This is a genomic window from Streptomyces sp. NPDC047971 (genome assembly GCF_040653355.1).
Taxonomy (GTDB): domain Bacteria; phylum Actinomycetota; class Actinomycetes; order Streptomycetales; family Streptomycetaceae; genus Streptomyces.
Genome location: NZ_JBEZNW010000020.1, coordinates 1 through 26,931, shown reverse-complemented (window position 1 = coordinate 26,931; position 26,931 = coordinate 1). Strand labels below are relative to the sequence as shown.

General features: G+C 71.9%; 28 protein-coding genes. 19 read left to right on the top strand and 9 right to left on the bottom strand.

The window, feature by feature from the left end; all coding sequences use genetic code 11:
• Positions 1 to 155: 155 nt before the first annotated feature.
• The 3 genes from AB0D99_RS20000 to AB0D99_RS19990 form a co-directional block, all read right to left on the bottom strand.
• A complete protein-coding gene (locus AB0D99_RS20000; RefSeq protein ID WP_362363463.1) occupies positions 156 to 968 on the bottom strand; it encodes a DsbA family protein in 813 nt (270 codons plus the stop codon).
• A 43-nt stretch (positions 969 to 1,011) separates the two neighbouring features.
• Positions 1,012 to 1,698: a hypothetical protein gene (locus AB0D99_RS19995; RefSeq protein ID WP_362363460.1), complete on the bottom strand. Its 687-nt coding sequence runs from the start codon at positions 1,696 to 1,698 to the stop codon at positions 1,012 to 1,014.
• A gap of 62 nt (positions 1,699 to 1,760) precedes the next feature.
• Positions 1,761 to 3,086, bottom strand: a complete 1,326-nt coding sequence (locus tag AB0D99_RS19990; RefSeq protein WP_362363457.1) for a DUF2252 domain-containing protein — start codon at positions 3,084 to 3,086, stop codon at positions 1,761 to 1,763.
• 179 nt (positions 3,087 to 3,265) lie between these two features.
• Here AB0D99_RS19990 and dnaE point away from each other — a divergent pair, with 179 nt between their 5' ends.
• Positions 3,266 to 6,805, top strand: coding sequence for a DNA polymerase III subunit alpha (gene dnaE / locus AB0D99_RS19985; RefSeq protein WP_362363454.1), 3,540 nt, complete (start codon positions 3,266 to 3,268; stop codon positions 6,803 to 6,805).
• Between the two features lie 94 nt (positions 6,806 to 6,899).
• Here the strand turns inward: dnaE and AB0D99_RS19980 are convergent, their stop codons facing one another.
• The gene (locus AB0D99_RS19980) at positions 6,900 to 7,070 is read right to left on the bottom strand and encodes a hypothetical protein (RefSeq protein ID WP_362363451.1); all 171 of its coding nucleotides are present in this window, start codon (positions 7,068 to 7,070) and stop codon (positions 6,900 to 6,902) included.
• 215 nt (positions 7,071 to 7,285) lie between these two features.
• On the opposite strand from AB0D99_RS19980, the gene AB0D99_RS19975 reads away from it, so the two are divergent.
• The 4 genes from AB0D99_RS19975 to AB0D99_RS19960 are packed head-to-tail and all read left to right on the top strand — an operon-like array spanning position 7,286 to position 11,086.
• The gene (locus AB0D99_RS19975) at positions 7,286 to 8,560 is read left to right on the top strand and encodes an NYN domain-containing protein (protein ID WP_362363448.1); all 1,275 of its coding nucleotides are present in this window, start codon (positions 7,286 to 7,288) and stop codon (positions 8,558 to 8,560) included.
• Positions 8,561 to 8,588: 28 nt separating this feature from the next.
• Entirely contained in the window at positions 8,589 to 9,578 is a 990-nt protein-coding gene (locus AB0D99_RS19970; RefSeq protein WP_362363445.1) for an ABC transporter ATP-binding protein, read from the top strand.
• Between the two features lie 19 nt (positions 9,579 to 9,597).
• Entirely contained in the window at positions 9,598 to 10,410 is an 813-nt protein-coding gene (locus AB0D99_RS19965) for an ABC transporter permease (protein ID WP_362363731.1), read from the top strand.
• Positions 10,411 to 10,444: 34 nt separating this feature from the next.
• Positions 10,445 to 11,086 carry a DUF2567 domain-containing protein gene (locus AB0D99_RS19960; protein WP_362363442.1) on the top strand — a complete coding sequence of 214 codons (642 nt, stop codon included), beginning with the start codon at positions 10,445 to 10,447 and terminating at the stop codon, positions 11,084 to 11,086.
• Between the two features lie 52 nt (positions 11,087 to 11,138).
• On the opposite strand, the gene ybaK is transcribed toward AB0D99_RS19960, so the two are convergent.
• From ybaK to AB0D99_RS19940, 4 genes are all read right to left on the bottom strand, one after another.
• Positions 11,139 to 11,636 carry a Cys-tRNA(Pro) deacylase gene (gene ybaK / locus AB0D99_RS19955; RefSeq protein WP_362363439.1) on the bottom strand — a complete coding sequence of 166 codons (498 nt, stop codon included), beginning with the start codon at positions 11,634 to 11,636 and terminating at the stop codon, positions 11,139 to 11,141.
• A gap of 13 nt (positions 11,637 to 11,649) precedes the next feature.
• Positions 11,650 to 12,387 (bottom strand): LON peptidase substrate-binding domain-containing protein, encoded by a 738-nt coding sequence (locus tag AB0D99_RS19950; RefSeq protein ID WP_362363436.1) that lies wholly within the window; start codon positions 12,385 to 12,387, stop codon positions 11,650 to 11,652.
• Between the two features lie 5 nt (positions 12,388 to 12,392).
• Positions 12,393 to 13,430: a hypothetical protein gene (locus AB0D99_RS19945; RefSeq protein ID WP_362363433.1), complete on the bottom strand. Its 1,038-nt coding sequence runs from the start codon at positions 13,428 to 13,430 to the stop codon at positions 12,393 to 12,395.
• A gap of 138 nt (positions 13,431 to 13,568) precedes the next feature.
• Entirely contained in the window at positions 13,569 to 15,170 is a 1,602-nt protein-coding gene (locus AB0D99_RS19940) for an oxidoreductase (RefSeq protein ID WP_362363430.1), read from the bottom strand.
• 174 nt (positions 15,171 to 15,344) lie between these two features.
• On the opposite strand from AB0D99_RS19940, the gene hisD reads away from it, so the two are divergent.
• The 10 genes from hisD to AB0D99_RS19890 all read left to right on the top strand — a co-directional run bounded on the left by hisD (position 15,345) and on the right by AB0D99_RS19890 (position 23,048).
• Positions 15,345 to 16,670 (top strand): histidinol dehydrogenase, encoded by a 1,326-nt coding sequence (hisD, locus tag AB0D99_RS19935; protein WP_362363427.1) that lies wholly within the window; start codon positions 15,345 to 15,347, stop codon positions 16,668 to 16,670.
• Positions 16,667 to 17,797: a histidinol-phosphate transaminase gene (locus tag AB0D99_RS19930; protein ID WP_362363424.1), complete on the top strand. Its 1,131-nt coding sequence runs from the start codon at positions 16,667 to 16,669 to the stop codon at positions 17,795 to 17,797. The genes hisD and AB0D99_RS19930 overlap by 4 nt, the downstream gene beginning before the upstream one ends.
• The gene (hisB, locus tag AB0D99_RS19925) at positions 17,794 to 18,387 is read left to right on the top strand and encodes an imidazoleglycerol-phosphate dehydratase HisB (RefSeq protein ID WP_158986436.1); all 594 of its coding nucleotides are present in this window, start codon (positions 17,794 to 17,796) and stop codon (positions 18,385 to 18,387) included. The genes AB0D99_RS19930 and hisB overlap by 4 nt, the downstream gene beginning before the upstream one ends.
• Positions 18,388 to 18,391: 4 nt before the next feature.
• The gene (locus AB0D99_RS19920) at positions 18,392 to 18,559 is read left to right on the top strand and encodes a hypothetical protein (protein WP_362363420.1); all 168 of its coding nucleotides are present in this window, start codon (positions 18,392 to 18,394) and stop codon (positions 18,557 to 18,559) included.
• A gap of 5 nt (positions 18,560 to 18,564) precedes the next feature.
• Positions 18,565 to 19,215: an imidazole glycerol phosphate synthase subunit HisH gene (gene hisH, locus AB0D99_RS19915; protein WP_362363417.1), complete on the top strand. Its 651-nt coding sequence runs from the start codon at positions 18,565 to 18,567 to the stop codon at positions 19,213 to 19,215.
• A gap of 2 nt (positions 19,216 to 19,217) precedes the next feature.
• Entirely contained in the window at positions 19,218 to 19,949 is a 732-nt protein-coding gene (priA, locus tag AB0D99_RS19910; RefSeq protein WP_362363414.1) for a bifunctional 1-(5-phosphoribosyl)-5-((5-phosphoribosylamino)methylideneamino)imidazole-4-carboxamide isomerase/phosphoribosylanthranilate isomerase PriA, read from the top strand.
• A complete protein-coding gene (locus AB0D99_RS19905) occupies positions 19,946 to 20,344 on the top strand; it encodes a RidA family protein (protein ID WP_362363411.1) in 399 nt (132 codons plus the stop codon). Before priA ends, AB0D99_RS19905 begins: the two co-directional genes overlap by 4 nt.
• The gene (gene hisF / locus AB0D99_RS19900; protein ID WP_362363408.1) at positions 20,341 to 21,096 is read left to right on the top strand and encodes an imidazole glycerol phosphate synthase subunit HisF; all 756 of its coding nucleotides are present in this window, start codon (positions 20,341 to 20,343) and stop codon (positions 21,094 to 21,096) included. Before AB0D99_RS19905 ends, hisF begins: the two co-directional genes overlap by 4 nt.
• Before the next feature lie 111 nt (positions 21,097 to 21,207).
• On the top strand, positions 21,208 to 21,795 hold the full coding sequence (locus AB0D99_RS19895; RefSeq protein WP_362363405.1) for a helix-turn-helix domain-containing protein: 588 nt from the start codon (positions 21,208 to 21,210) through the stop codon (positions 21,793 to 21,795).
• Positions 21,792 to 23,048 carry an MFS transporter gene (locus AB0D99_RS19890; protein ID WP_362363402.1) on the top strand — a complete coding sequence of 419 codons (1,257 nt, stop codon included), beginning with the start codon at positions 21,792 to 21,794 and terminating at the stop codon, positions 23,046 to 23,048. The genes AB0D99_RS19895 and AB0D99_RS19890 overlap by 4 nt, the downstream gene beginning before the upstream one ends.
• Before the next feature lie 61 nt (positions 23,049 to 23,109).
• Here the strand turns inward: AB0D99_RS19890 and AB0D99_RS19885 are convergent, their stop codons facing one another.
• Positions 23,110 to 23,745, bottom strand: coding sequence for a TIGR03085 family metal-binding protein (locus AB0D99_RS19885; RefSeq protein ID WP_362363399.1), 636 nt, complete (start codon positions 23,743 to 23,745; stop codon positions 23,110 to 23,112).
• An 83-nt stretch (positions 23,746 to 23,828) separates the two neighbouring features.
• Here AB0D99_RS19885 and hisI point away from each other — a divergent pair, with 83 nt between their 5' ends.
• The 4 genes from hisI (at position 23,829) to AB0D99_RS19865 (ending at position 26,796) form a co-directional block, all read left to right on the top strand.
• Positions 23,829 to 24,179 carry a phosphoribosyl-AMP cyclohydrolase gene (gene hisI, locus AB0D99_RS19880; protein WP_329121673.1) on the top strand — a complete coding sequence of 117 codons (351 nt, stop codon included), beginning with the start codon at positions 23,829 to 23,831 and terminating at the stop codon, positions 24,177 to 24,179.
• An 11-nt stretch (positions 24,180 to 24,190) separates the two neighbouring features.
• Entirely contained in the window at positions 24,191 to 25,681 is a 1,491-nt protein-coding gene (locus tag AB0D99_RS19875; RefSeq protein ID WP_362363395.1) for an anthranilate synthase component I, read from the top strand.
• 14 nt (positions 25,682 to 25,695) lie between these two features.
• On the top strand, positions 25,696 to 26,373 hold the full coding sequence (locus tag AB0D99_RS19870; protein ID WP_362363392.1) for a TIGR02234 family membrane protein: 678 nt from the start codon (positions 25,696 to 25,698) through the stop codon (positions 26,371 to 26,373).
• 174 nt (positions 26,374 to 26,547) lie between these two features.
• On the top strand, positions 26,548 to 26,796 hold the full coding sequence (locus AB0D99_RS19865) for an HGxxPAAW family protein (RefSeq protein WP_362363389.1): 249 nt from the start codon (positions 26,548 to 26,550) through the stop codon (positions 26,794 to 26,796).
• Positions 26,797 to 26,931 lie beyond the last annotated feature (135 nt).

The window sequence follows — 26,931 nt, the reverse complement described above, 5'->3', positions numbered from 1 at the left end:
CAGTCAGATTACTGAGCGGTACGGCGAACAGGCGGGCGAATCGCGGAAAGTTCGCCCACGTGTCGCCCGGCGGTCGTGATCGCCCGCCGTCGCCCGTGCGGGGCGGGTCCGCGGGGGTCCCGCGGGGGTCGTTCTCCCGCGGACCCGAGTGCCGGTCAGCCCTTGAGCGCCGGGGTCAGTGCGGCGTTGAACTGCTCCACCGTCATCGGCGGGTTCTCGCTGCCCTCGGCGGTCAGCGTCTTGCCGTCCATCTTCAGCGTCGGCGTGCCCTTCACGCCGCTGGCGTCGAACGCCGCCGACATCTTCATCGCCCAGGCGTCGAAGGTGCCGTCCTCCACGTTCTTCTTGAACTCCGCGTTGCCCTTCAGCGCCGGGACCGAGTCCGCGACCTCCAGGAGGTAGGAGTCCTTCGCGAACTTGTCCTGGCTCTCCTCCGGGTGGAACTGGGCGGAGTAGAGGGCGGACTTGTACGACATGAACGCCTCGGGGCCGACGTTCAGCGCCGCGCCCAGGGCCGAGAGGGCGTTCTTCGAGCCCTCGCCCTGGTCGACGTTGTCGATGAAGGTGGCGCCGACGTACTTGACCTTGTACTTCCCGGCCTCGACGTCCTTCTCGACCGTCGGGCCGACCTGCTGCTCGAAGGTCGCGCAGACCGGGCAGCGCGAGTCCTCGTAGAGCTCCAGGGTCTTCTTCGCGGATGCCTTGCCGACGACGACCGTCGTGCCGTCGGTGCCCTCGGTGTTCTTGGGCGCGGTGACGGCCGCCTCCTTCGCCGCCTCCCAGTGGGACGGCTTGTTGGCCTGGACGACGGCGTAGCCGATGCCGCCGGCGACCGCCAGGGCGGCGACCGCCGACACGGCGACGATCACCTGGCGGCGGGCCTTGTCCTTCTTGGCCTGGCGCTCGCGCTCGACGCGCATCCGCTCGCGGGCGGCGGCCTTGTTGCTCTGGCTGTTGCGTGCACTCATGGTCGTGATCTTTCGTGAAACGTGGAAGGGGGGATTGCGGTGCTCAGGCGAGGGCGAAACCCGAGCACGGCGGTCCCCGCCGTCCGACGGAGTGCACGAGGAGGCGGGTACGGGACCGGCGCGGCAGGTCCGGGCGGCGCCCGCCGGGCCCGTCGGCGGCGCGCGGGACGCCGAGGAGGGCGGCGACCAGCCGCAGCGGGCGGAACGCGAAGGCCGCCACGGCGCCGACCAGCCGGGTCAGGGCCCGCTCGCCGTGCCGCAGCCAGGCGGCCGCGAACAGCCCGACCGACACATGGGTGGCGAGCAGCAGCCACGGCAGGGCCGGGTCGGGAGAGTTCAGGAGGGCGGCCGCGGTCCCGCTCTCGGGGGCGGCGACCCCCGGCAGCGGGGCGCCCACGGCGCCGCCGCAGAGGACGTCCACGCCCACCGCGCGCAGCGAACCGGCGACGGGTCCGCCCGCCTGGCCGTAACAGACCGTCTGGCCCGCGGTGAAGACCGTGTCGGCCGCCAGCTCCAGCGGCACCAGCAACCCGGCGATCGGGCCGAAGCCGCGCTCGCGGCCGGCCAGCGCGTACGCCACGGCGAACACGCCGGCCGAGAGCAGGCCCACGGTCAGCAGCGGCAGGGGCACCTGGGACAGCAGCACGTGGGAGCCGGCGGACAGCGTCACGACCAGTGCCGTGAAGAGCGCCGCCCGCAGCCCCCTGAGCCGCGTCCCTGATATGTCCATAGCGCTGGAGAGTGTGCCATGCCTTCCGGTAAGAGCCCCTTAAGGGCGAGCTCTGCGACGGCCTACAGGCCGGGGATCCGGCCGTTGCGGAACAGGTCCACGAAGATCTGGTGGTCCGCACGCGCGCGTGCCCCGTAGCGGTGCGCGAAGTCCACCAGCAGCTCGGCGAAGCCCTCCTCGTCGGCGGCGATCGCCGCGTCGATGGCCCGCTCGGTCGAGAACGGCACCAGCGAGTGGCCGCTGGAGTCGTCCGCCGCCGCGTGCATCGTCGCCGTCGCCCGGCCGAGGTCGGCCACCGTCGCCGCGATCTCCTCCGGGTCGTCGATGTCCGACCAGTCCAGGTCCACCGCGTACGGCGAGACCTCCGCGACCAGCTGCCCGGAGCCGTCCAGCTCCGTCCAGCCCAGCCACGGGTCCGCGTGCGCCTGGAGGGCCCGCTGCGAGATGACCGTGCGGTGCCCCTCGTGCTGGAAGTACCCGCGCACCGCCGCGTCCGTCACATGGCGCGACACGGCCGGGGTCTGCGCCTGCTTCATGTAGATCACGACGTCGTTCTCCAGGGCGTCGCTGTTGCCCTCCAGGAGGATGTTGTGCGAGGGCAGGCCGGCCGAACCGATGCCGATCCCGCGCCGGCCCACGACGTCCTTGACCCGGTACGAATCGGGGCGCGCGAGCGAGGACTCCGGCAGCGTCTCCAGATAGCCGTCGAAGGCAGCCAGGACCTTGTAGCGCGTCGCCGCGTCCAGCTCGACGGAGCCGCCGCCGGGGGAGAACCTGCGCTCGAAGTCACGGATCTCGGTCATCGAGTCGAGCAGCCCGAAGCGGGTCAGCGAGCGGGCCACGCGCAGGGCGTCCAGGAGCGGGCCCTCGGCCGTGTCCAGGGTGAAGGGCGGCAGCTCGTCGTCCTTGGCGCCGGTGGCCAGGGCGTGGATGCGCTCCCGGTAGGCCGCGGCGTAGATCCGGACCAGCTCCGTGATCTGCTCGTCACTCAGCGCCTTCGTGTAGCCGATCAGCGCGAGGGAGGCGGCGAGCCGCTTCAGGTCCCAGGTGAAGGGGCCGACGTACGCCTCGTCGAAGTCGTTGACGTTGAAGATCAGCCGGCCGTTGGCATCCATGTACGTGCCGAAGTTCTCGGCGTGCAGGTCGCCGTGGATCCAGACCCGTCCGGTCCGCTCGTCCAGGTACGGCCCCGTCCGCCCCTCCTGCTCCAGGTCGGCGTAGAAGAGACAGGCCGTGCCCCGATAGAAGGCGAAGGCGGAGCCGGCCATCTTCCGGAACTTGACGCGGAAGGCGGCGGGGTCGGCGGCGAGGAGCTCTCCGAAGGCGGTGTCGAAGACGGTGAGGATCTGCTCACCGCGCTCGGCGGCGGTGGGCTGGGGGACCGACATCGAGGGTGCCTCCTGGTGCAAGACTGTTCATGACAATTAGGACAGGTGTTCCGTGTTCTCCAACGCGCGACGGTACTCCCGAGTGCCCCGCGACTGTCAGTCCGCCGACGTAGACTTCCACGCTGTCCCCCCAGACTGCCCGCAGCCTGTCGACTCCCGTTTTCCGGAGGCCTCCCGCCGTGACCAAGCCGCCCTTCACGCACCTCCACGTCCACACCCAGTACTCGCTGCTGGACGGTGCCGCGCGGCTGAAGGACATGTTCAACGCGTGCAACGAGATGGGCATGACCCATATCGCCATGTCCGACCACGGCAACCTGCACGGGGCGTACGACTTCTTCCACTCGGCGAAGAAGGCCGGGGTGACGCCCATCATCGGCATCGAGGCGTACGTCGCCCCCGAGTCCCGGCGGAACAAGCGGAAGATCCAGTGGGGGCAGCCGCACCAGAAGCGGGACGACGTCTCCGGTTCCGGCGGTTACACCCACAAGACGATCTGGGCGGCGAACGCCACCGGACTCCACAACCTCTTCAAGCTCTCCTCCGACGCCTACGCCGAGGGCTGGCTGCAGAAGTGGCCCCGGATGGACAAGGAGACGATCTCCCAGTGGTCGGAGGGGCTCATCGCCTCCACCGGCTGCCCCTCCGGAGAGCTCCAGACCAGGCTCCGCCTCGGCCAGTTCGACGAGGCCCTGAAGTCCGCCTCCGAGTACCAGGACATCTTCGGCAAGGACCGGTACTTCCTGGAGCTCATGGACCACGGCATCGAGATCGAGCGCCGGGTCCGCGACGGACTCCTGGAGATCGGCAAGAAGCTCGGCATCCCGCCGCTGGTCACCAACGACTCGCACTACACCTACGCGCACGAGTCGACCGCGCACGACGCCCTGCTCTGCATCCAGACCGGCAAGAACCTCTCCGACCCGGACCGCTTCCGCTTCGACGGCACCGGCTACTACCTCAAGACCACGGACGAGATGTACGCCATCGACTCCTCGGACGCCTGGCAGGAGGGCTGCCGCAACACCCTCCTGGTCGCGGAGCAGATCAACACCGACGGCATGTTCGTCGAGAAGAACCTCATGCCGAAGTTCGAGATCCCGGAGGGGTTCACCGAGGTCACCTGGTTCCGCGAGGAGACCATGCGGGGCATGCACCGCCGGTTCCCCGGCGGCATCCCCGAGGACCGCCTGAAGCAGGTCGAGTACGAGATGGACACGATCATCTCGATGGGCTTCCCCGGCTACTTCCTCGTGGTCGCCGACTTCATCATGTGGGCGAAGGCGCAGGGCATCGCGGTGGGTCCCGGCCGAGGCTCCGCCGCCGGTTCGATCGTCGCGTACGCCATGGGCATCACCGACCTCGACCCGATCCCGCACGGACTGATCTTCGAGCGCTTCCTCAACCCCGAGCGCATCTCGATGCCCGACGTCGACATCGACTTCGACGAGCGTCGGCGCGTCGAGGTGATCCGGTACGTGACCGAGAAGTACGGCTCCGACAAGGTCGCCATGATCGGCACCTACGGCAAGATCAAGGCGAAGAACGCCATCAAGGACTCCGCGCGCGTCCTCGGCTACCCCTACGCCATGGGCGACCGGCTCACCAAGGCCATGCCCGCCGACGTCCTCGGCAAGGGCATCGACCTCAACGGCATCACCGACCCCTCGCACCCGCGCTACAGCGAGGCCGGCGAGATCCGCGCGATGTACGAGAACGAGCCCGACGTCAAGAAGGTCATCGACACCGCCCGGGGCGTCGAGGGCCTGGTCCGGCAGATGGGCGTGCACGCGGCCGGCGTGATCATGTCCAGCGAGCCCATCGTCGAGCACGCCCCGATCTGGGTGCGGCACACCGACGGCGTGACGATCACGCAGTGGGACTACCCGCAGTGCGAGTCGCTCGGCCTGATCAAGATGGACTTCCTGGGCCTCAGGAACCTCACGATCATGGACGACGCCGTCAAGATGGTGAAGACCAACAAGGGTATCGACCTCGACCTGCTGGCCCTGCCGCTGGACGACCCCAAGACGTACGAACTGCTCTGCCGGGGTGACACGCTCGGCGTCTTCCAGTTCGACGGCGGCCCCATGCGTTCGCTGCTGCGGCTGATGAAGCCCGACAACTTCGAGGACATCTCCGCCGTCTCGGCCCTGTACCGGCCGGGCCCGATGGGCATGAACTCGCACACGAACTACGCCCTGCGCAAGAACAAGCAGCAGGAGATCACGCCGATCCACCCGGAGCTGGAGGAGCCGCTCCGGGAGGTCCTGGACGTCACCTACGGTCTGATCGTCTACCAGGAGCAGGTGCAGAAGGCCGCCCAGATCATCGCCGGGTACTCCCTCGGCGAGGCCGACATCCTCCGCCGCGTGATGGGCAAGAAGAAGCCCGAGGAGCTCGCGAAGAACTTCACGATCTTCCAGGAGGGTGCGCGCAAGCGCGACTACAGCGACGAGGCCATCCAGGCCCTCTGGGACGTCCTGGTGCCGTTCGCCGGCTACGCCTTCAACAAGGCGCACTCCGCCGCGTACGGCCTGGTCTCGTACTGGACCGCCTACCTCAAGGCGAACTACCCGGCCGAGTACATGGCCGGTCTGCTGACCTCGGTCAAGGATGACAAGGACAAGTCCGCGGTCTATCTGAACGAGTGCCGCCGCATGGGCATCAAGGTCCTCCCGCCGAACGTCAACGAGTCCGAGTCGAACTTCGCCGCCCAGGGCGACGACGTGATCCTCTTCGGTCTCTCCGCCGTCCGCAACGTCGGCACCAACGTCGTCGAGTCGATCATCAAGTCGCGCAAGGCGAAGGGGAAGTACTCGACCTTCCCCGACTTCCTCGACAAGGTCGAGGCCGTCGTCTGCAACAAGCGGACCATCGAGTCGCTGATCAAGGCCGGCGCCTTCGACGAGATGGGCCACACCCGCAAGAGCCTGGTCGCCCACCACGAGCCGATGATCGACAACGTGGTGGCGGTCAAGCGCAAGGAGGCCGAGGGACAGTTCGACCTCTTCGGCGGCATGGGCGACGAGGCGAGCGACGAGCCCGGCTTCGGCCTGGACGTGGAGTTCTCCGACGTCGAGTGGGAGAAGTCCTACCTGCTCGCCCAGGAGCGCGAGATGCTCGGCCTCTACGTCTCCGACCACCCGCTCTTCGGCATCGAGCACGTCCTGACCGACAAGACGGACGCGGCGATCTCCCAGCTCACCGGCGGCGAGCACGCGGACGGCGCGGTCGTCACCATCGGCGGCATCATCTCCGGCCTCCAGCGCAAGATGACCAAGCAGGGCAACGCCTGGGCCATCGCCACCGTCGAGGACCTCGCCGGCTCCATCGAGTGCATGTTCTTCCCGGCCACCTACCAGCTGGTCTCCACCCAGCTCGTCGAGGACACGGTCGTCTTCGTCAAGGGCCGGCTCGACAAGCGCGAGGACGTGCCCCGGCTGGTCGCCATGGAGCTGATGGTCCCGGACCTGTCGAACGCCGGCACCAACGCGCCCGTCATCCTGACCATCCCCACCGTCAAGGTCACCCCGCCGATGATCAGCCGCCTCGGCGAGATCCTGGGGCACCACAAGGGCAACACCGAGGTGCGGATCAAGCTCCAGGGCCCCCGCAAGACGACCGTCCTGCGGCTCGACCGGCACCGGGTCCACCCCGACCCCGCCCTCTTCGGCGATCTGAAGGTGCTGCTCGGCCCGTCCTGCCTGGCCGGATAGCGGCAGGCAGACCCCCGCGCGGAAGCCGGGGCCCACACGCGCGGAAGGGGCGCGCCCGTCGTCACGGGTGCGCCCCTTCCGGGGTTACGCGCGATCAGTTGTGACCGAAGCGCTTCTGCCGGCCCTTGCGGGCCATGTCGCCGGGAGTCACCTGCGAGGCGCGCTGCTCGGCCTGCGACTCCATCGCCGACTGCTGCGCCTGCTGGGCGCCGCGCTCCGCCTGCGAGGACTGCTGACTACGGTTCTGCTTCCGATTCTTGGCCATGGTGATGCCTCCTCAAAGGGATCTCGGGGCCAGGGCCGCTGTCAGCCTCACATATGGGGTGAACCGCCGCATTTTGGATCATTACCGTCGGTGAGCGGGCCGCGGAGTGACATTCGCCACGCCGATGATCCAGTTCCGGCCGTCAACCTCCTCACGGTCGGGCAGACTCTGGGGAAATCCGAAGCAACTTCCGATCCCGAGGTTCCCGAAAGAAGGTGGAACACGTGGACCGCTGCGTCGTTCTCGTGGACGCCGGCTATCTGCTGGGCGCCGCCGCGAGTCTCCTCGCCGGGGAACCGGCCCGCTCCCGGATCACCGTCGACCACGCCGCGCTCATCCAGGGGCTGCGCGAACGGGCCGAGGCCGACACCGAACAGCCGCTGCTGCGCATCTACTGGTTCGACGGAGCCCCGGACCGGGTGCCCCAGCCGGAACACCGCAGGCTGCGCGTGATGCCCCGGGTCACCGTCCGGCTCGGCGCCCTGACCCGCAGCGACGGCCGCTGGGCCCAGAAGGGCGTCGACGCCGCCATGCACGCCGAGCTCACCGAACTGGCCAGGAACCGCGCCTGCTCCGACGTGGTCCTCGTGACCGGGGACGGCGATCTGCTGCCCGGCCTGATGTCCGCCAAGGAACACGGCGTCGCCGTCCACCTCTGGGCGGTGCAGGCCGCCGACGGCGACTACAACCAGTCGGAGGACCTCGTCGCCGAGGCCGACGAACGCCGGGTCCTCGACCGTGCCTGGATCACCCGGGCCGTCCGCGCCAAGGACCTCACCGGCATCTGCGCGCCCCCGCCGGCCCCGCGCCCCGAGATCGCCGCGATCCTCTCCGCCCCGCTGCCCGAATCGGCGCTGGCCGCCTCCGCCGAGCGGGCCGCCGAGGCGGCGGCCGCGGCAGCCGCCTCCGTACACAACGGCGCGGCGGACCCGGAGGCACCCGCGTCCGCCGAGAACGGAACGGCGACGGGAGTGTCCGCACCGTCCCCCGGCAAGGTCGTCCCCACCCCCAAGGACCTCGCGGGACTGCGCGGCCCCGGTGCGCAGGCCGCCCCTCCGGCCGCCAACGCCACCCTGCGCTGGTCCTCCGACAGGGGCTGGATCGAACGCCCCGGCAGCGCGCTCGGCGAGCCGCCCGAGACCGCGTCCCTGCCCACCCTCGCCCAGCTCACCAGCGCCGAGCAGCGCTGGGCCGACCGCGAGGAGGACATCACCACCGTCGGCGGCGACCCCTTCGAGGTCGGCCAGGTCTTCGCCCGGCGCTGGATGGAGCGTCTCCCCGAGCAGAGCCACGTCCAGAAGCTGTCCGTGATGTACCCCCGCATCCCGCACCGCATCGACGGCGAACTGCTCAGGTACGCGGCGAGGTTCGGCCTGCTCGCCCACAAGGACGACCAGATCGACGAGCACGACCGTTACGCGATCCGGGCCGGCTTCTGGCGCGAGATCGACGTCCGGGCCGCCTCGGAACGCGCCCCCGCGGGGGAGTAGGCCGAAGGACCCCGTAGGCTCTTCCTCCGTGAGTACGGTGTGCGTGGTGCGGGATCTGGTCAAGACGTACCCCGCCGCGCGCGCCCGGCGGGGCACTCCCGCGACCCCGGAGATCCGCGCGACGGACGGGATCAGCCTCGATGTGCGCGGCGGCGAGATCTTCGGCCTGCTCGGCCCGAACGGAGCCGGCAAGTCCACCCTCGTGCGCCAGCTGACCGGACTGATGCGCCCCGACTCCGGCACGGTCGAACTGCTCGGCCACGACCTCGTACGCCACCCGGAGCGCGCGGCGCGCCTGCTCGCCTACCTCGGGCAGGAGTCCACCGCGCTCGACGAGCTGACGGTCGCGCTCGCCGCGGAGACCACCGGGCGGCTGCGCGGGCTGACCGCACGGGACGCGCGGGCCGCGACGGACGCCGTCCTGGAGGAGCTCGGCCTCACCGAGCTCGCCGGACGGCCGCTGAAGAAGCTCTCCGGCGGACAGCGGCGGCTCGCCTGCGTCGCCGCCGCCCTGGTCGGCGAGCGGCCGGTGCTCGTCCTCGACGAACCCACCACCGGGATGGACCCGGTCGCCCGGCGCGCCGTCTGGTCCGCCGTCGACCGGCGGCGCGCCGAGCACGGCACCACCGTGCTGCTCGTCACCCACAACGTGATCGAGGCCGAGACCGTCCTGGACCGGGTCGCCGTCCTGGAGCGGGGCCGGGTCATCGCCTGCGACACCCCCGGCGGGCTCAAGGAGCGCGTCGCGGGCGAGGTCCGGGTCGACCTGGTGTGGCGGGAGCGGGCTCCGCTGGAGGTCCCCGAGGTCGCCGCGCTGCGCGAGTTCGCACAGGAGTCGGGACGGCGCTGGACCCTCCGGCTGGCCCCCGACGAGGCGCGGACGGCGGTCGCCGCGGTGACGGGCGGAGCGGCGTTCGCCGCCCTGGACGACTTCACGCTGGCCACGCCGAGCCTGGAGGACGTGTATCTGGCGCTGGGCGGCGAGAGCCGAGGAGCCACAGGACTGGTGAAGGCATGAGGAGCTGTACGGAGTGAGCATCGTGCCCGCCGAGGTCGCCCCGGCCCTGGTCCCCGACGCACCGGCCACCGGGACGGCCGCGCCGCTGGCGCCGAGCGCCCGGCTGCTGCCGGCCCTCGCCGCCGTGTACCGCGCGCAGCTCTCGCGCGCCCGGGTCTCCCGCATCCCGCTGCTCTTCGTGGCGACGTTCCAGTCCGTCGGGATCATGGTCCTGATGCGGGGGGTCGTCGACGGCGGCGCGGAGGCGCGGGCCGTGGTGGCCGGCTCCTCGGTCCTCGTGGTCGCCTTCGTCGCGCTCAATCTGCTCGCCCAGTACTTCGGACAGCTGAGGGCCACCGGGGGACTCGACCACTACGCGACGCTGCCGGTGCCGCCCGCGGCGGTGGTGCTGGGGGCGGCCGGGGCGTACGCGTCCTTCACCGTGCCGGGCACCGTCGTCACCGCGGTCATCGGCTCACTGCTCTTCGGGCTGCCGCTCGGGCACCTGTGGATCCTCGCGGCGGTCGTGCCGCTGGCCGGGGCGGCGCTCGCCGGGCTCGGCGCGGCGCTCGGGCTGCTCGCGCCGCGGCAGGAACTCGCCACGCTGCTCGGGCAGCTCGGCATGTCGGCGGCCCTGCTGCTCGGCGTGCTTCCGGCCGAGCGGCTCCCGGAGCCGATCGGCTGGGCGCGGGACCTGCTGCCGTCGACGTACGGGGTGGAGGCGCTGGCCCGCACCTTCGATCCGCGCCCGGACTGGGCGGCGGTGGGGCTCGACCTCGCGGTGTGCGGGGCCGTGGGGGTCGTGTCGCTGGCCGTGGCGACGTGGGCGTACCGGCGGGCGGCGGTCCGCTGAGGCGGGTCCTTCCCGTACCTGGCACGATGGCGGGGTGACCGCACCACTGACACCGCCTCACCAGCCTCCGAACGACGCCGTGCCGCCGGACGGGTGGCCCGCGCCCTATCCCCCGCTGCCGGGCGACGACGGCGCGCCGAGCGCGGTGACGGAGCTGAGGCAGGCGGCCGTGGTCGCCGCGGTCTCCGCGGTCGCCGGGGCGGCGCTGGGGCTGCTGTGGCTGTGGCTGGCGCCGCGGGTCTCGCTGATCTCGGACGGCAAGGCGGTCTTCCTCCGGCACAGCGAGGGGGAGTCGGCGATCGGTGCGGACGGAACGTTCGTGCTGCTCGCGCTCGCGTTCGGGGCGGTGGCCGCGGGCCTGGTCTTCCTGATCCACCGGCACGGTGGCGTGGCCCTGGTCATGGGCCTCGCGGTGGGCGGTGTGCTGGGATCGCTCCTCGGCTGGGGCGTCGGCACGCTGCTGGGCCCGACGCACGACGTGGTGGCCCACGCGAAGGAGGTGGGGCCGAACGTGGTGTTCGACGCGCCGCTGAAGCTGGAGATGTGGGCCGGGGCGATGCTGGCGTGGCCGATCGCCGCGATGATCGTGCACCTGGCCCTGACGGCCCTGTTCGGCCCGAGGGACCCGGAGTGGCCGCAGGAGGACGACGCACCGGACGGTGCCGCGCGGTCCTGACCGCCGTCGGGAGCCACGGCGGCGCCTTCGTGCCGCCGTGGGCCGCTCGGGGTCAGCCGCGGCCGATGGGCGCCAGGACGGCCGCGGTCAGGGTGGCCAGGGAGGCGGGCGCCAGTTCGACTTCCAGGCCCCGGCGGCCCGCCGAGATGCAGATCGTCTCGTGGGTCGTGGCCGACGCGTCGAGGACCGTGCGGAGGCGCTTGCGCTGCCCCAGGGGGCTGATCCCACCGCGGACGTAGCCCGTCGTCCGCTCGGCGGCCGCCGGGTCCGCCATCGTCGCGCGCTTGCCGCCGACCGCCGAGGCCAGGGCCTTCAGGTCCAGCTGGCCGGCGACCGGGACGACCGCCACCGTCAGTTCGCCGTCGACGTCCGCGACGAGCGTCTTGAAGACCCGGTCGGGGGAGACGCCCAACGCCTCCGCCGCCTCCTCGCCGTACGACGGGGACGCCGGGTCGTGGTCGTAGGAGTGGAGCGTGAACGGGGTCCCGGACGCTGTCAGGGCCACCGTCGCAGGCGTGCCGCCGGCCTGCTTCTTCTGCTTCTTCGCCACGTCGAATTCCTCGTCAGTTCGGGCTCGTCGGCGCCCGCGTCAGGTCCACCGCCGGCAGCGACGGCAGATGCCGCAGCACCGCCGTCTCACTGCGCAGCAGGGTCAGTTCCTCCCGCAGTCGGGTCGCCGTGTCCGGCGCCTGCAGCAGTCGCTGCTTCGCCGGCGTGTCGAGCACCGCCGCCGCCGCGACCAGGTACGACACCACCGAGGGATCGTCCGGCAGGTCGCCGGTCGTCAGTGACCGCTCCCGCGCCCCCGCGAGCCGCTTCTGGTACGTGCGGAACGCCCGCAGCACGCCCTCCGCCAGCGTGCCGGCCTCGTCGCCCTGCTCCTCCGGGATCTCCTCGATCTCGGCCATGAGGAACGGGCCGCTCGCGTCCACCGACAACAGCTTCACCCGGGTGGTGCCCGTGGCCATCACCTCGAAGCTGCCGTCCGAGCGCTCGCGGATCGTCGCCGCGTCGGCGATGCAGCCGACCCGGTGGAACGCCTGGATGGGGTCCGGGCCGAAGCCCGCGGCGGGTCCCTTCTCCCGCTGCCCCGTCGGGTCCGGCATCCCCGGCTCCGTCGGAGCGACCTCGCGGCCGTCGCGGATGGCGACCACGGCGAAGCGGCGGGGCTCCGACTCGTCGGTCTTGAGCAGATCGCGCATCATGGCGCGATAACGCTCCTCGAACACGTTCAGGGGCAGCACGAGGCCCGGGAACAGCACCGCGTTGAGCGGGAAGAGTGGCAGGCTGGCGGTGGTCACAGCGGTCAAGCGTAATGGCCGTCGGGCGCGCCTCGACCGGCCCGTCCACGTCCGGTTCCGCGCAGCGGGATCGTACCGGCCACCGAGACCCGCACGGCGTCCCGTGCCTCCAGGAAACCACCGAGCGGATCGTCCCCGACGAGCGCCCACGGAAACGACGTGGCGTACGGCCCGATCCGGCGGAACTCCTCCAGCGCCTCGGCCTGGCGCCCCCGCCTGAGCAGCACGTACACCAGCAGGTTCCGGATCTCCGCGAGCCAGGGATCGCCCACCGTGTACTCCGCCGACAGCGCGACGCCCCGGTCCGCCGCCGCGTCGATCCGGTCCCGCTGCACGGGGCCGGCGCCGGCCAGCAGCTGGGCGAAGGCGGCGTTGACCGGGAGGGCCCGGGCCAGCGAGCCGGGCGGCGCGTCCTCGGCGGCCTGCTCGGCGAAGTCGAAGCACTCGCGGTGCGAGCCGTACCACTCGGCCGACAGATACCGCAGCGCGGCGACATGGCAGCCGTAGTGGTGCGCGGAGCGGCGCACGGCCTGTTCCCACAGCGACTCGAACACCGCGTTGCCCGCGTGCGTGCCCCGCGCGTGGTCCAGGGCCAGCCGCCACGGCACCGGGTCGCCGGGCGAGGCCGCCGCGGCCGCGTCGATCAGCGGCCCGAGCTCGCGCAGCCGCTCGGAGCGGGCCGGCGAGCCCCAGGCCCTGCGGACCGCGAGCTCCGCCTTGACGAGCAGCGCGTCCGGGTCGCGGGGCGACACGCCCAGCCAGTGGACCAGCCACTCGTCGCGGCTGTACGCGAAGGTCGCGAGCCGCGCCACGTACCGGTCCCGCTTCTCCCACTCGGCGGCGTCCCGGGTGGTCGCGAGCAGCTTGGCGGCGGGCTCGGGGTCGGCGAGTGCCGCCGCCACCAGCGCCGGCGCGAGCCGGTCGTCCGGCGCGTCGAGCAGCACGGCGTCGTCCGGCGGCAGCGCGGCGGTGAGCCGTGGGCTGTGCCGGAGCGTCCGGGCGGTGCCGATCAGGGCGCGGAGCAATGACATGGTGCGGACCATTGAAAACCGCAGGTGAGGACGGCGCCAGTGGGGGACTGTGAAGCTTTGGTAGCGGCGGGAAAGTTGTCCTGCACGAGGTCAAGACAGGGTAAAGAAAGGGGTGAGGGGCGACAGAATCCGCCCCTCACGTCACAACCGTCACCCTCGCCGCAGCAACCTCGATGCCCCCGCCGCCACCGTCGTCGCCAGCACCCAGCCCAGGAGGATGAGGACCGTCGCGGCCCACTGCCAGAAGCCCTCCAGCCGCCAGTAGCCGTCCTGTCCCAGGTTGATCACCGGCAGCAGCAGGTCCAGCGCGTAGAGCGTGGCGCTCCAGTTGGGCGACTCCTCCGGCTTCAGCGGCATCGGGTCGTAGCGGGAGAAGGCGAACGCCCCCGCCGCCCACAGCACCGCCATCCACAGGGCGGCCCGACCCGGCCGGTAGCCGTACGCCACGGTCCAGTCCTGGAGGTACCCCCAGAGCTTCCCGGCCACCGGCAGCGTCTCCCGGCGCCGTCGCTGCTTGGCCAGCAGCACCTCCCGCGCGTCCGCGTCCTCCCCGCTGTTGCGGAGCACCGTCGCCAGGCGCTCGTACGGCTCGGGGGCGTACTCCGGGGTGGCCGCCGCCACCCATTCGAGCCGCCGCGCCAGTGGGAAGTGCCCGTACGGCACGAGGTTCTCGTAGACGAAGCCGTTCATCGACAGGCCGCCGGGCCCCGGCCAGCTCGTGGAGAGGTCGATCAGCGTCACGACCTTCGCGCCGTTCAGCACCACCCGCCCCTCCTCCGGCGGCTCCCCGTTGAACCGCAGCTCGGGGGTGACGATCCGGCGCAACGACACCTCCTCGCGCCGTGCCCCGTCCAGCGCGAACCGCGCGTAGTGCAGGTCCACCGCGTCGCCGAAGCGGCCGTCGTCCAGCCGCACCCCGCCGTGGCACTCGACCGGCTTGCGCCGCGCCCCCTGCATCGGCGTGTAGCCGACGCCGTACGGGGGAGTGGCCGTGGCGTTCCCCGAGCCCTCGTACACCCAGGCGGCGTTCAGATAGAGCGAGCGCTCCACGGTCAGCTGGGGCGCGTTCAGCGCGCGGCGCTGTTGCGCCCCGCGCAGCACGCTGCCGCGCAGGCTCAGCGACACGCCGATCTTCGCCCCGCGCAGGCTCAGCTCGCCGTACGTCTCGATCAGCTCGGCCTGGAGGTCCTGCGCCACCGCCAGGCCGTCCGCCGTGATCGCCCGGCCGCGCCGGTCCGGCCACACCCGGATCTGGTTGATCAGCAGATCCGTGCCGATCTGCGCGTCCGTGAGGCGGATGCCGCGCTCCACCCGACAGCGCGGCAGATGCAGGTCGCCCTGGGTGTGCAGCCGCGCCGCCTCCAGCCGGGGTATCGCGCACTCCACCATCCGCACCGTCCCGAAGTGGGCCTCCGGCAGCACGATCTCCTGCTCGAACCGGCAGCGGTTCAGCTCCACGTACGGGCGTATCTCCCCGCCGGCGAGATTGAGCACGCCCGTGATTCGCACACCGCGCAGCTTGAGAGCCGCGACACGCCCGGACCGCGGCGGCGGCCCGTCGAGCAGCAGCAGAGCCACCACATCGGCGCGCACACTGCGCGTGTCGCCCCACACGTGCGGGCCGAAGGGATCGTCCCGTGCCGCGTCCCCCTCGCTCAGATCACAGCTCCTGCCGATCCGGAAAGCCCGCCACATGACCCGCTCCGGGCCTGTCAGACCGTCCGGCATTCCGTCCTCGTGCGGCTCGGTCACTGCCGCCCCCTCGCTTTCCACGAACCCGCTTCCCTGGATTCGTACAGCCGTTCTTCCCGCTGAGTGACGGACTGAACGCTAACGGTCAGCTGTGGCGACAAGACGCCAATGTGGCTCGTATCAGCCAGTGATACGGACGTCCGGCGCTTGTGGGGCGTCTGCGAGAATTGACCCGTGATCTCTCGTATCGACCTGCGCGGCGACGCCCTCCCCGAGGGTGGCGCACTGCGCGACCTGCTGCCCCGTGCCGAGTTCGACGTGGAAGCCGCCCTGGAGAAGGTGCGGCCCATCTGCGAGGACGTCCATCATCGTGGCGACGCGGCGCTGGTCGAGTACGCGGAGAAGTTCGACGGTGTGAGGCTGGAGCACGTCCGCGTGCCGGCCGAGGCGCTCGCCGAGGCACTGGAGCAGCTCGATCCGGCCGTCCGCGCGGCCCTCGAGGAGTCCATCCGGCGCACCAGGATCGTCCACCGCGCCCAGCGCCGTACGACGCACACCACCCAGGTCGTGCCCGGCGGTACCGTCACCGAGAAGTGGATCCCGGTCCAGCGTGTCGGCCTCTACGCGCCCGGCGGACGCTCGGTCTACCCCTCCTCCGTGATCATGAACATCGTCCCGGCGCAGGAGGCGGGCGTCGAGTCCGTCGCGCTCGCGTCCCCGCCGCAGAAGGAGTTCGGGGGGCTGCCGCACCCGACGATCCTCGCCGCCTGCGCCCTGCTCGGCGTCGACGAGGTGTACGCCGCCGGCGGCGCCCAGGCCGTCGCGATGTTCGCCTACGGCACCGAGTCCTGCGCCCCCGCCAACATGGTCACCGGCCCCGGCAACATCTGGGTCGCCGCGGCCAAGCGGTACTTCACCGGCCGCATCGGCATCGACGCCGAGGCCGGCCCGACGGAGATCGCGATCCTCGCGGACTCCACCGCCGACCCGGTGCACGTCGCCGCCGACCTGATCAGCCAGGCCGAGCACGACCCGATGGCCGCCGCCGTCCTCGTCACCGACTCCGAGGAGCTGGCCGAGGCCACCGAGGCCGAGCTGAAGACCCAGGTCGCCGCCACCAAGCACGTCGACGACCGGATCGTCCCGGCCCTGGCCGGAAAGCAGTCCGCGATCGTCCTCGTCAGTGACCTGGAGGACGGCCTCAAGGTCGTCGACGCGTACGGGGCCGAGCACCTGGAGATCCAGACCGCCGACGCCGCCGCCCGCGCCGACCGTGTCCGCAACGCGGGCGCGATCTTCGTCGGCCCGTGGGCACCGGTCTCCCTGGGCGACTACTGCGCCGGCTCCAACCACGTGCTGCCCACCGGCGGGTGCGCCTGCCACTCCTCGGGCCTGTCCGTGCAGTCCTTCCTGCGCGGCGTCCACATCGTGGACTACACCCGGGACGCTCTCGCCGAGGTCACCCACCACGTGGTCACCCTGGCCGAGGCCGAGGACCTGCCCGCGCACGGTGCCGCGCTCAAGGCCCGGTTCGGTGGGAAGGTGCCTGAGAGCAAGTGACCGCGAACGACACCATCCGGATCGACGACCTCCCGATCCGCGACGAGCTGAAGGGCAAGACGCCCTACGGCGCGCCCCAGCTCGACGTGCCCGTCCAGCTGAACACCAACGAGAACCCGTACCCGCTGCCCGAGCCCCTGGTGGCCCGGATCGCGGAGCGGGTCGCCGAGGCCGCCCGCGGCCTCAACCGCTACCCGGACCGGGACGCGATCGAGCTGCGCACCGAGCTCGCCCGCTACCTCACCCGTACCGGCAAGCACCCGATCGCCGTCGAGAACGTGTGGGCCGCCAACGGCTCCAACGAGGTCCTCCAGCAGCTGCTGCAGACCTTCGGCGGCCCGGGTCGCACGGCCATCGGTTTCGAGCCCTCGTACTCGATGCACGCGCTGATCGCGCGCGGCACCGGCACCGGCTGGATCTCCGGCCCGCGCGACGAGGACTTCACCATCGACGTCGCCGCGGCCGAGAAGGCGATCGCCGAGAACCGCCCGGACGTCGTCTTCATCACCTCGCCCAACAACCCCACGGGCACCGCGGTCGAGGCCGAGACCGTCCTCGCGCTGTACGAGGCGGCCCAGGCCGCCAAGCCGTCCCTCGTCGTCGTCGACGAGGCGTACGTCGAGTTCAGCCACCGGGACTCCCTCCTGCCGCTGATCGAGGGCCGGCCCCACCTGGTCGTCTCCCGCACCATGTCCAAGGCGTTCGGCGCGGCCGGTCTGCGCCTGGGCTACCTCGCCGCGCACCCCGCCGTGGTCGACGCCGTCCAGCTCGTACGGCTGCCGTACCACCTCTCGGCCGTCACCCAGGCCACCGCGCTCGCGGCCCTGGAGCACACCGATACGCTGCTCGGGTACGTCGAGCAGCTCAAGACCGAGCGGGACCGCCTGGTCACCGAGTTGCGGGCGATCGGGTACGAGGTCACCGAGTCCGACGCCAACTTCGTCCAGTTCGGCCGCTTCGAGGGAGCCGAGGGCTCCCACACGGCCTGGCGGAAGATCCTCGACCGGGGCGTCCTGGTCCGGGACAACGGCGTACCGGGCCGGCTGCGGGTCACCGCCGGCACCCCCGAAGAGAATGACGCGTTCCTCGATGCGGTTCGCGCACTGAAGAAGGAGCAGAGCTCATGAGCCGCGTGGGCAGAGTCGAACGCACCACCAAGGAGACCTCCGTCGTCGTCGAGATAGACCTCGACGGCACCGGAAAGGTCGACGTCGCCACCGGCGTCGGCTTCTACGACCACATGCTCGACCAGCTCGGCCGCCACGGTCTGTTCGACCTCACCGTCAAGACCGACGGCGACCTGCACATCGACTCGCACCACACCATCGAGGACACCGCCCTCGCCCTCGGCGCCGCCTTCAAGCAGGCGCTCGGCGACAAGGTCGGCATCTACCGCTTCGGCAACTGCACCGTCCCGCTGGACGAGTCGCTCGCCCAGGTGACCGTCGATCTGTCCGGCCGCCCCTACCTGGTGCACACCGAGCCCGAGAACATGGCGCCGATGATCGGCTCCTACGACACGACGATGACCCGTCACATCTTCGAGTCCTTCGTCGCGCAGGCCCAGATCGCGCTGCACATCCACGTGCCGTACGGGCGCAACGCCCACCACATCGTGGAGTGCCAGTTCAAGGCACTGGCCAGGGCCCTGCGCTACGCCTCCGAGCGCGATCCGCGCGCGGCCGGCATCCTGCCTTCCACGAAGGGCGCGCTCTAACCCCATGACCGGCCTCTCCACCGTCCTCATCGTCGTCGGGCTCTTCCTCGCCGGCGGTGTGTACTCCTTCTCCAAGCAGAAGCTGCCGAAGGGCGTGATCGTCGTCCTCGCCATCGCCTCCGCGATGTGCCTGGCCGCCGGCGTCCTTCGGATTCAGGGAATCTGGGAATGAGCGGCATGAGCACTGCGCGTACCCCCAAGAAGGTCGTCGTCTTCGACTACGGCTTCGGCAACGTCCGCTCCGCCGAGCGGGCGCTCGCCCGAGTCGGCGCCGAGGTCGAGATCACCCGCGACTACGACACGGCCATGAACGCCGACGGACTCCTCGTCCCGGGCGTCGGAGCCTTCTCCGCCTGCATGAAGGGCCTCAAGGCCGCGCGCGGCGAGTGGATCATCGACCGCCGGCTCTCCGGCGGCCGACCCGTGATGGGCATCTGCGTCGGCATGCAGATCCTCTTCGCCCGTGGCATCGAGCACGGCGTGGAGACCGACGGTCTCGACGAGTGGCCCGGTACGGTCGAGCCGCTGAAGGCCCCGGTCGTGCCCCACATGGGCTGGAACACCGTCGACGCGCCCGAGGACAGCGAGCTGTTCGCCGGCCTCGACGCCGACGCCCGGTTCTACTTCGTGCACTCCTACGCGGTGCGCGAGTGGAGCCTGGAGGTCGGCAACCCCAACATGCGTGCCCCCAAGGTCACCTGGGCGACCCACGGCGAGCCGTTCGTCGCGGCCGTCGAGAACGGCGCCCTCTGGGCCACCCAGTTCCACCCCGAGAAGTCCGGCGACGCCGGAGCACAGCTGCTCACCAACTGGATCGAGACCCTCTGATCATGGCTCAGAAGCTTGAACTCCTCCCCGCCGTCGACGTCCGCGACGGCCAGGCCGTCCGCCTCGTGCACGGCGAGTCCGGTACGGAGACCTCTTACGGCTCCCCGCTCGAGGCCGCCCTCGCCTGGCAGCGCTCCGGCGCCGAGTGGCTGCACCTGGTCGACCTCGACGCCGCCTTCGGCACCGGCGACAACCGTGAGCTGATCGCCGAGGTCGCCAAGGCCATGGACATCAAGGTCGAGCTCTCCGGGGGCATCCGCGACGACGCCTCGCTCGCCGCCGCCCTCGCCACCGGCTGCACCCGCGTCAACCTGGGCACCGCCGCCCTGGAGACCCCCGAGTGGGTCGCCAAGGTCATCGCGGAGCACGGCGACAAGATCGCCGTCGGCCTCGACGTCCGCGGCACCACGCTCCGCGGCCGCGGCTGGACGCGTGACGGCGGCGACCTGTACGAGACGCTCGCGCGCCTCGACTCCGAGGGCTGCGCCCGCTACGTCGTCACCGACATCGCCAAGGACGGCACGCTCCAGGGCCCGAACCTGGAGCTCCTGAAGAACGTCTGCGCCGCGACGGACAAGCCCGTCGTCGCCTCGGGCGGAGTGTCGTCGCTGGACGACCTGCGCGCGCTGTCCGGGCTCGTCCCGCTGGGCGTCGAGGGCGCGATCGTCGGCAAGGCGCTGTACGCCGAGGCGTTCACCCTGGAAGAGGCCCTGGAGGCGGTGGCTTCCGTATGACCGACGCCGTCCGCAAGGTGGTGACCGGCGCTCCCTGGGAGGAGCAGTTCGGCTACTCCCGCGCGGTGGAGCTGCCGAACGGCCTGGTCCTCGTCTCCGGCTGTACGTCGGTCATCGGCGGCCAGATCGCCGGCGGCGGCCCGTACGAGCAGACGATCAACTCCTTCAACGTGGCCTTCGACGCGCTCAAGAAGCTCGGCCTTGGCCCGGAGGACGTCGTACGGACCCGGATGTACATCACGCACGCCCGGGACGTGGACGAGGTCGGCCGTGCCCACAAGGAGCTGTTCGACGCGGTCCGCCCCGCGGCTTCGATGATCATCGTCTCCGGCTTCGTCGACCCGAGCCTGGTCGTCGAGGTCGAGGTCGAGGCGTACAGGAGTGGTGCGGAATGAGCCTCGCCGTACGAGTGATCCCCTGCCTGGACGTGGACAACGGCCGGGTCGTCAAGGGCGTCAACTTCCAGAACCTGCGCGACGCGGGCGACCCCGTCGAGATGGCGAAGCTGTACGACGCCGAGGGCGCCGACGAGCTGACCTTCCTCGACATCACCGCCTCCTCCGGCAACCGCGAGACGACCTACGACGTGGTGCGCCGCACCGCCGAGCAGGTCTTCATCCCGCTGACCGTCGGCGGCGGGGTGCGCACGGCGGAGGACGTCGACAGGCTGCTGCGCGCCGGAGCCGACAAGGTGGGCGTGAACACCGCCGCCATCGCCCGGCCCGAGCTGATCCGCGAGATCGCGGAGCGCTTCGGCCGCCAGGTGCTCGTGCTCTCGGTCGACGCCCGGCGCACGGACTCCGGTTCCTTCGAGGTGACGACGCACGGCGGCCGCAAGGGCACCGGCATCGACGCCGTCGAGTGGGCGCACCGGGCCGCCGAGCTGGGCGCGGGCGAGATCCTGCTCAACTCGATGGACGCGGACGGCACGAAGGACGGCTACGACACCGAGATGATCGCGGCGGTGCGCACGCACGTGACCGTGCCGGTGATCGCCTCCGGCGGAGCGGGCAAGCTGTCCGACTTCCCGCCGGCGATCGAGGCGGGCGCGGACGCGGTGCTCGCGGCCTCGGTCTTCCACTTCGGCGACCTGCGGATCTCCGAGGTCAAGGGCGCCCTGCGGGAGGCCGGCCACCAGGTCCGCTGAACCCCGCGCCAGGAAGGCCCCCGGAAGGGGGCCTTTCTCTTCGCCAGATAGGCAGGATTATTTGTGCAATTTCCATTGCGCAAGAATTCTTTCGCATCTAGGGTCCTGGGCATGACCTCGCAGGAGAACCGCCGGATCACCGATCTCGGCACCCTCAAGGCCATCTCGCACCCGCTGCGGATGCGCCTCTACCGCGCCCTCTTCGTGGCCCGCACCGCGACGGCGTCCCAGCTCGCCGACCAGGTCGACGAGGCGGTCTCCCTCGTCAGCTACCACCTGCGCAAGCTGGCCGAGCACGGCCTCATCGAGGAGGCCGAGGGCCACTCCGCCGACGCCCGCGAACGCTGGTGGCAGCCCAGCTCCTACGGCGTCAGCATCCGCGACGAGGACGTCCGGGGCACCCCCGAGCTGGTCGCCGCGAGCGACGCCCTCGGCCGCACGATCAACGAACAGCGGACCGAGCTCCACCGCCGCTTCCTCGACGAGCGGCTGACCTGGTCCGACGAGTGGCGCTCCGCCTCCATCAGCTCCGAGTGGCTGCCCCGCCTGACCGCCGCCGAGCTCGCCGGGCTCGCCGAGGAGCTCGACGCGGTCCTGCGGAAGTACGACGCCCGGGCCCGCGCCGCCGAGGAGGCCGGCGACACCGAGGGCCGCGAGAACGTCGCCGTCCACCTCCACGGCTTCCCCTACCGCTCATGACCGCCCTCACCGAGGCCGCGGCCCGCCCCTCCCGCCCCGCGCACCGTGACCCGAACGTCCTGGGCTGGCTCGGCGCCTACACCGCCTCCACCCTCGGCGACAGCGTCTACCACCTCGCCCTGTCCTGGGCCGCCGTGCGCGGCGGCACCCCCGCGGAGGCCGGGCTCGTCATGGCCGTCAGCGCCGTACCGCGCGCCCTCCTCATGCTCGGCGGGGGAGTGATCGCCGACCGCTTCGGACCACGCCGGGTCGTCGTCCTCTCCGACACCGTCCGCTGCCTCGTCGTCTTCGGCGTGGCCGCGCTCCTCCTCCTGACCAGCCCGGCCCTCTGGGTGCTGGCCGCCGTCGCCCTCGTCTTCGGCGCCGTCGACGCCCTCTTCCTGCCCGCCGTCGGCGCCCTGCCGCCCCGCATAGCCCCGCGCGACCAGCTCGCCCGCGTCCAGGGGATGCGGGGACTCGCCTACCGTGCCGGGCTCGTCCTCGGCGCCCCGCTCGGCGGCCTCGCCGTGGCGCTCGGCGGGCCGGCCGCCGCGTTCGGAGCGGCCGGACTCCTCTTCGCGTTCTCCCTGCCGCTGCTGCTGAGGCTCCGGATCACCCCGCTGCCCGGCGACGAGTCCTCCCGCGACGGCACCGCGCTCCGCGACCTCGCCGACGGACTGCGCTACATCCGCCGCCACCGGGTCCTCGGCCCGCTGATGATCGTCGTCGCGCTCAGCGACCTCGGCTTCGTCGGCCCCCTCAACGTCGGCCTCGCGCTCCTCGCCGACGAGCGCGGCTGGGGCGCCGCCGGCATCGGCTGGGTCCTCGCCGGATTCGGCACGGGAGCGGGCGCCGCCTCCCTCGTACTGACCGTACGGGGCCGGATACCGCGCGCCGGGGCCGTCATGGCCTGGACGATCACCCTCGGAGCGGGCTCGATCGGCGCGCTCGCGTACGTGCCGCAGCTGCCCGTCGCCGTGGCCGTGTCCGTCTCGGTCGGCCTGCTCGCCGGACTCAGCGGCGCGCTGTGCGGCGCACTCGTCCAGACGGAGTGCGACCCCGCCTACCTCGGGCGCGTCACGGCCGTGTCCAGCTTCTTCAGCCTCGGCGTCGCCCCGCTCAGCTTCCCGCTCACCGGCGCGGCGGTGGGCCTGTGGGGACTCCTCCCGGTGTACACCGCCAGCGCCGCGATCTGCGCGGTCGGCGGCGTCTACGGCCTCTCGGTACGGGCCCTGCGCCGCGCCGAACTGCCGAGAGCGACGGGCCGGGACTGAGGCGACCGACCGGGGACCGCGCGTGTCAGGCGTCGCGGGGCGGGCGGGACGTTCGACGCACCTAGATCCCCAGCTGCTTCGCCTCGTGCAGCCGGTCGATCGCGTCCTGCTCCCCGTCCAGCTCCACCTTCGCCACGTCCTGGCGTCCGAAGACGAACATCGTCAGTTCGCCCGGCTCGCCGGAGACCGTCACCACCGGCGTGCCGCGGTGCGCCACCGCCGTCTGTCCGTTCGGCCGGCGCAGCACCAGCCCCACCGGGGCCTTCCGGCCCAGCAGCCGGGCGCCCTTCTCCAGCCGGGTCCAGAGCGCGTCCGAGAAGACCGGGTCGAGCTCGCGCGGCGACCAGTCCGGCTGGGCGCGCCGGACGTCCTCCGCGTGGACGTAGAACTCGACGACGTTCGCCCCCTCGTCCACCTGCTTGATGGTGAACGGCGACATCCGCGGGGGACCCGTACGGATGAGCTGGATCAGCTCCTCGTACGGCTTCTCCGCGAACTCCGCCTGCACCCGGTCCAGCCGATCCTTCAGCACCGGTACGAGCGTCCCCGCGGCCGCGTCCGGGCGACGCTCCCGCACCACCACGTGGGCCGCCAGGTCCCGGGTCCGCCAGCCCTCGCAGAGCGTCGCGGCGTCGGGCCCGGCCGCCTCCAACAGATCGGCGAGCAGAAGGCGTTCACGCTTGGCATGGGTCGACATGCTCGCCAGCGTACGACCGGGGCCGCCGGTCCGCCCAGTGGACGTACGCCGGACCCACCCGCCGGCCACGGCACAATGGCCGCATGAGCAGCAATCTCGACCCGGCCATCGCCGCCCGCCTCAAGCGCAGCCCGGACGGACTCGTCCCGGCCATCGCCCAGCAGTACGACACCGGCGAGGTGCTCATGCTCGGCTGGATGGACGACGAGGCACTCCACCGCACCCTCACCACCGGCCGCTGCACCTACTGGTCGCGCAGCCGCCAGGAGTACTGGGTCAAGGGCGACACCTCCGGCCACGTCCAGCACGTCAAGTCCGTCGCCCTCGACTGCGACGCCGACACCGTGCTCGTCAAGGTCGACCAGGTCGGCGCCGCCTGCCACACCGGCGCGCGCACCTGCTTCGACGCCGACGTGCTCCCGCTCTCCCAGTAAGGTCAGCCGCCATGGACCTCGAGACCTTCCGCAAGCTGGCGGCCGACCGCCGCGTGATCCCTGTCAGCCGCCGGCTCCTCGCGGACGGGGACACCCCGGTCGGGCTCTACCGCAAGCTCGCCGCCGAACGCCCCGGCACCTTCCTCCTCGAGTCCGCGGAGAACGGCCGATCCTGGTCGCGCTACTCCTTCATCGGCGTCCGCAGCGACGCCACCCTCACCGTCCTGGACGGCCAGGCGCACTGGCTCGGCACCCCGCCCGTCGGCGTCCCCACCGACGGCGACCCGCTCCAGGCGCTGCGCGCCACCGTCGAGGCGCTGCACACCCCGCGCGACCTCGCGTCCGGGATGCCGCCCTTCACCGGCGGCATGGTCGGCTACCTCGGGTACGACATCGTCCGCCGCCTGGAGCGCATCGGCGACGCCACCCGGGACGACCTGCGGCTCCCCGAGCTGACGATGCTGCTCACCAGCGACCTCGCCGTCCTCGACCACTGGGACGGCACGGTCCTGCTGATCGCCAACGCGATCAACCACAACGACCTGGAGACCGGCGTCGACGAGGCGTACGCCGACGCCGTCGCCCGGCTCGACACGATGGAGGCCGACCTGGCCCGCCCGGTGGCCAATCCGCCCGCCGCGCTGCCCGCCTCCGAGCTGCCGGAGTTCTCCGCCCTCTGGGGCGGCCAGGCGTACCAGGAGGCCGTCGAGGACATCAAGGAGCGGATCCGGGCGGGCGAGGCGTTCCAGGTGGTCCCCTCGCAGCGCTTCGAGACCCCGTGCCGGGCGTCCGCGCTCGATGTCTACCGAGTGCTGCGGGCCACCAACCCGTCGCCGTACATGTACCTCTTCCGCTTCGAGAACGGCTTCGACGTCGTCGGCTCGTCCCCCGAGGCGCTGGTCAAGGTCGAGGACGGGCACGCGATGCTCCACCCCATCGCCGGCACCCGGCACCGCGGCGCCACCCCGCAGGAGGACCACGACCTCGCCGAGGAACTGCTCGCCGACCCCAAGGAGCGGGCCGAGCACCTGATGCTCGTCGACCTCGGCCGCAACGACCTCGGCCGGGTCTGCGAGCCGGGCTCGGTCGAGGTCGTCGACTTCATGTCGATCGAGCGGTACTCGCACGTCATGCACATCGTGTCGACGGTGACCGGGCGTGTCGCGGAGGGGAAGACCGCGTTCGACGTCCTCACCGCCTGCTTCCCGGCCGGCACGCTCTCGGGCGCGCCGAAGCCGCGCGCCATGCAGATCATCGAGCAGCTGGAACCCTCCCGGCGCGGGCTCTACGGCGGGTGTGTCGGCTACCTCGACTTCGCGGGCGACTCCGACACGGCCATCGCCATCCGTACCGCCCTGCTGCGTGACGGCACGGCGTACGTGCAGGCCGGAGCGGGTGTCGTCGCCGACTCCGATCCCGTCGGCGAGGACAACGAGTGCCGGAACAAGGCGGCCGCGGTCCTCCGCGCCGTCCACACGGCCAACCGGATGAACGGCGCGTGACGGCGTAAGGGATAGTGGGGTACGTGAGTGCTGTTCCCGTACCCCAGCCCCGAGCCGCACGCGTGGGCGGCTCGGCCGCCTCGTCCGGCGGCCGCCGCAGCCTGGCCGCGGCCCTTCTGCTCGGCGCCCTCGGTGCCACCGTCGTGCTGCTGTCCACGGGCCAGATCTGGGCCGAGGGCACGGCGTCGGTGGGCGGCGGCACCGTGCCCGTGGAGGCCGACGGCGGCACCGTCACCGGTGTGCCGACGGCCCTCGCCATAGTCGGTCTGGCCGCGCTCGTCGCCGTCTTCGCCGTCCGCCGCGCCGGGCGCACCCTGGTCGCCGGCCTGCTCGCGCTCAGCGGCGCGGGCGCGGCGCTCGCCGCGTTCCTCGGCGCGTCCGACGCCGACGCCCTCGACACGGAGGCCGCGCGCGTCACCGGCGACACGGCCGCCTCGGTGGCCGGCCTGACGCACACCGCCTGGCCGTACGTCACCGCCGCCGGAGCGCTGCTCATCCTCGCCGCGGGGCTGCTCGCCCTGCGGTACGGCAAGAGCTGGCCCGCGATGGGCGGACGCTACGAGCGCTCCGGCGCGCCGCGTACCGCGCGCAGGGCGCCCGGGACCGGGGCCGCGGCGGAAGCGGCGTCCGACCGGCCCGAGGACCTGTGGAAGGCCCTCGACCGCGGCGAGGACCCGACGCGCGAGGACTGAGTCCGGGGAAGCGGCGCGACGCGTGATCGTCGGGCCACCCCCGATTCATCCCCGAGCCCCGGTGTGCGGGACAATGTGGCGGGGGCGCCCCCGGACGACGTCCGGGGGAGAGCGTCCTCGCACCCGAGACCTCACCCCGAGCCACCACCGAGCAACAGCAACGAGGAGCAACTCATGGCGGGCAGCGCCCACGGACACACCCCGGCCGCCTGGACCGGTGTCATCATCTCCTTCATCGGCTTCTGCATCGCCGGAGTCTTCATGGTGGCGGCCAACCAGGCCGGCTTCTGGGCCGGCATGGGGGTCGTCCTCCTCGGCGGTGTCGTCGGCCTCGGCATGAGGGCCGCGGGCCTCGGCATGCCGAAGGAGTCGGAGGCCGTGGCCGCCGCCCGAGCCGCGGCGACCGCGAAGCTGCGCGCCTGAGACGCGCGACGCCCGACGGACGCGAAGGCGCAGCACGGCGATGCCCGGGGGGGGCGGGGGGCGGGGGGGGGGGCCAAAACCCCCGGGCCCCCCAGCCCCCGCCGCCCCGCGGGCCCCCCAGAACCCCCCCGGGCC

Bases quoted from the DNA above. Each gene is read 5' to 3' on its own strand.
- AB0D99_RS20000 (WP_362363463.1), bottom strand. From the start codon at position 968: ATGAGTGCACGCAACAGCCAGAGCAACAAGGCCGCCGCCCGCGAGCGG.
- AB0D99_RS19995 (WP_362363460.1), bottom strand. From the start codon at position 1,698: ATGGACATATCAGGGACGCGGCTCAGGGGGCTGCGGGCGGCGCTCTTC.
- AB0D99_RS19920 (WP_362363420.1), top strand. From the start codon at position 18,392: ATGACCGGCCTCTCCACCGTCCTCATCGTCGTCGGGCTCTTCCTCGCC.
- hisB (WP_158986436.1), top strand. From the start codon at position 17,794: ATGAGCCGCGTGGGCAGAGTCGAACGCACCACCAAGGAGACCTCCGTC.
- AB0D99_RS19945 (WP_362363433.1), bottom strand. From the start codon at position 13,430: ATGGTCCGCACCATGTCATTGCTCCGCGCCCTGATCGGCACCGCCCGG.
- hisF (WP_362363408.1), top strand. From the start codon at position 20,341: ATGAGCCTCGCCGTACGAGTGATCCCCTGCCTGGACGTGGACAACGGC.
- AB0D99_RS19865 (WP_362363389.1), top strand. From the start codon at position 26,548: ATGGCGGGCAGCGCCCACGGACACACCCCGGCCGCCTGGACCGGTGTC.
- hisH (WP_362363417.1), top strand. From the start codon at position 18,565: ATGAGCACTGCGCGTACCCCCAAGAAGGTCGTCGTCTTCGACTACGGC.
- AB0D99_RS19885 (WP_362363399.1), bottom strand. From the start codon at position 23,745: ATGTCGACCCATGCCAAGCGTGAACGCCTTCTGCTCGCCGATCTGTTG.
- AB0D99_RS19980 (WP_362363451.1), bottom strand. From the start codon at position 7,070: ATGGCCAAGAATCGGAAGCAGAACCGTAGTCAGCAGTCCTCGCAGGCG.
- priA (WP_362363414.1), top strand. From the start codon at position 19,218: ATGGCTCAGAAGCTTGAACTCCTCCCCGCCGTCGACGTCCGCGACGGC.
- AB0D99_RS19990 (WP_362363457.1), bottom strand. From the start codon at position 3,086: ATGTCGGTCCCCCAGCCCACCGCCGCCGAGCGCGGTGAGCAGATCCTC.
- hisI (WP_329121673.1), top strand. From the start codon at position 23,829: ATGAGCAGCAATCTCGACCCGGCCATCGCCGCCCGCCTCAAGCGCAGC.
- AB0D99_RS19905 (WP_362363411.1), top strand. From the start codon at position 19,946: ATGACCGACGCCGTCCGCAAGGTGGTGACCGGCGCTCCCTGGGAGGAG.
- AB0D99_RS19875 (WP_362363395.1), top strand. From the start codon at position 24,191: ATGGACCTCGAGACCTTCCGCAAGCTGGCGGCCGACCGCCGCGTGATC.
- AB0D99_RS19895 (WP_362363405.1), top strand. From the start codon at position 21,208: ATGACCTCGCAGGAGAACCGCCGGATCACCGATCTCGGCACCCTCAAG.
- AB0D99_RS19890 (WP_362363402.1), top strand. From the start codon at position 21,792: ATGACCGCCCTCACCGAGGCCGCGGCCCGCCCCTCCCGCCCCGCGCAC.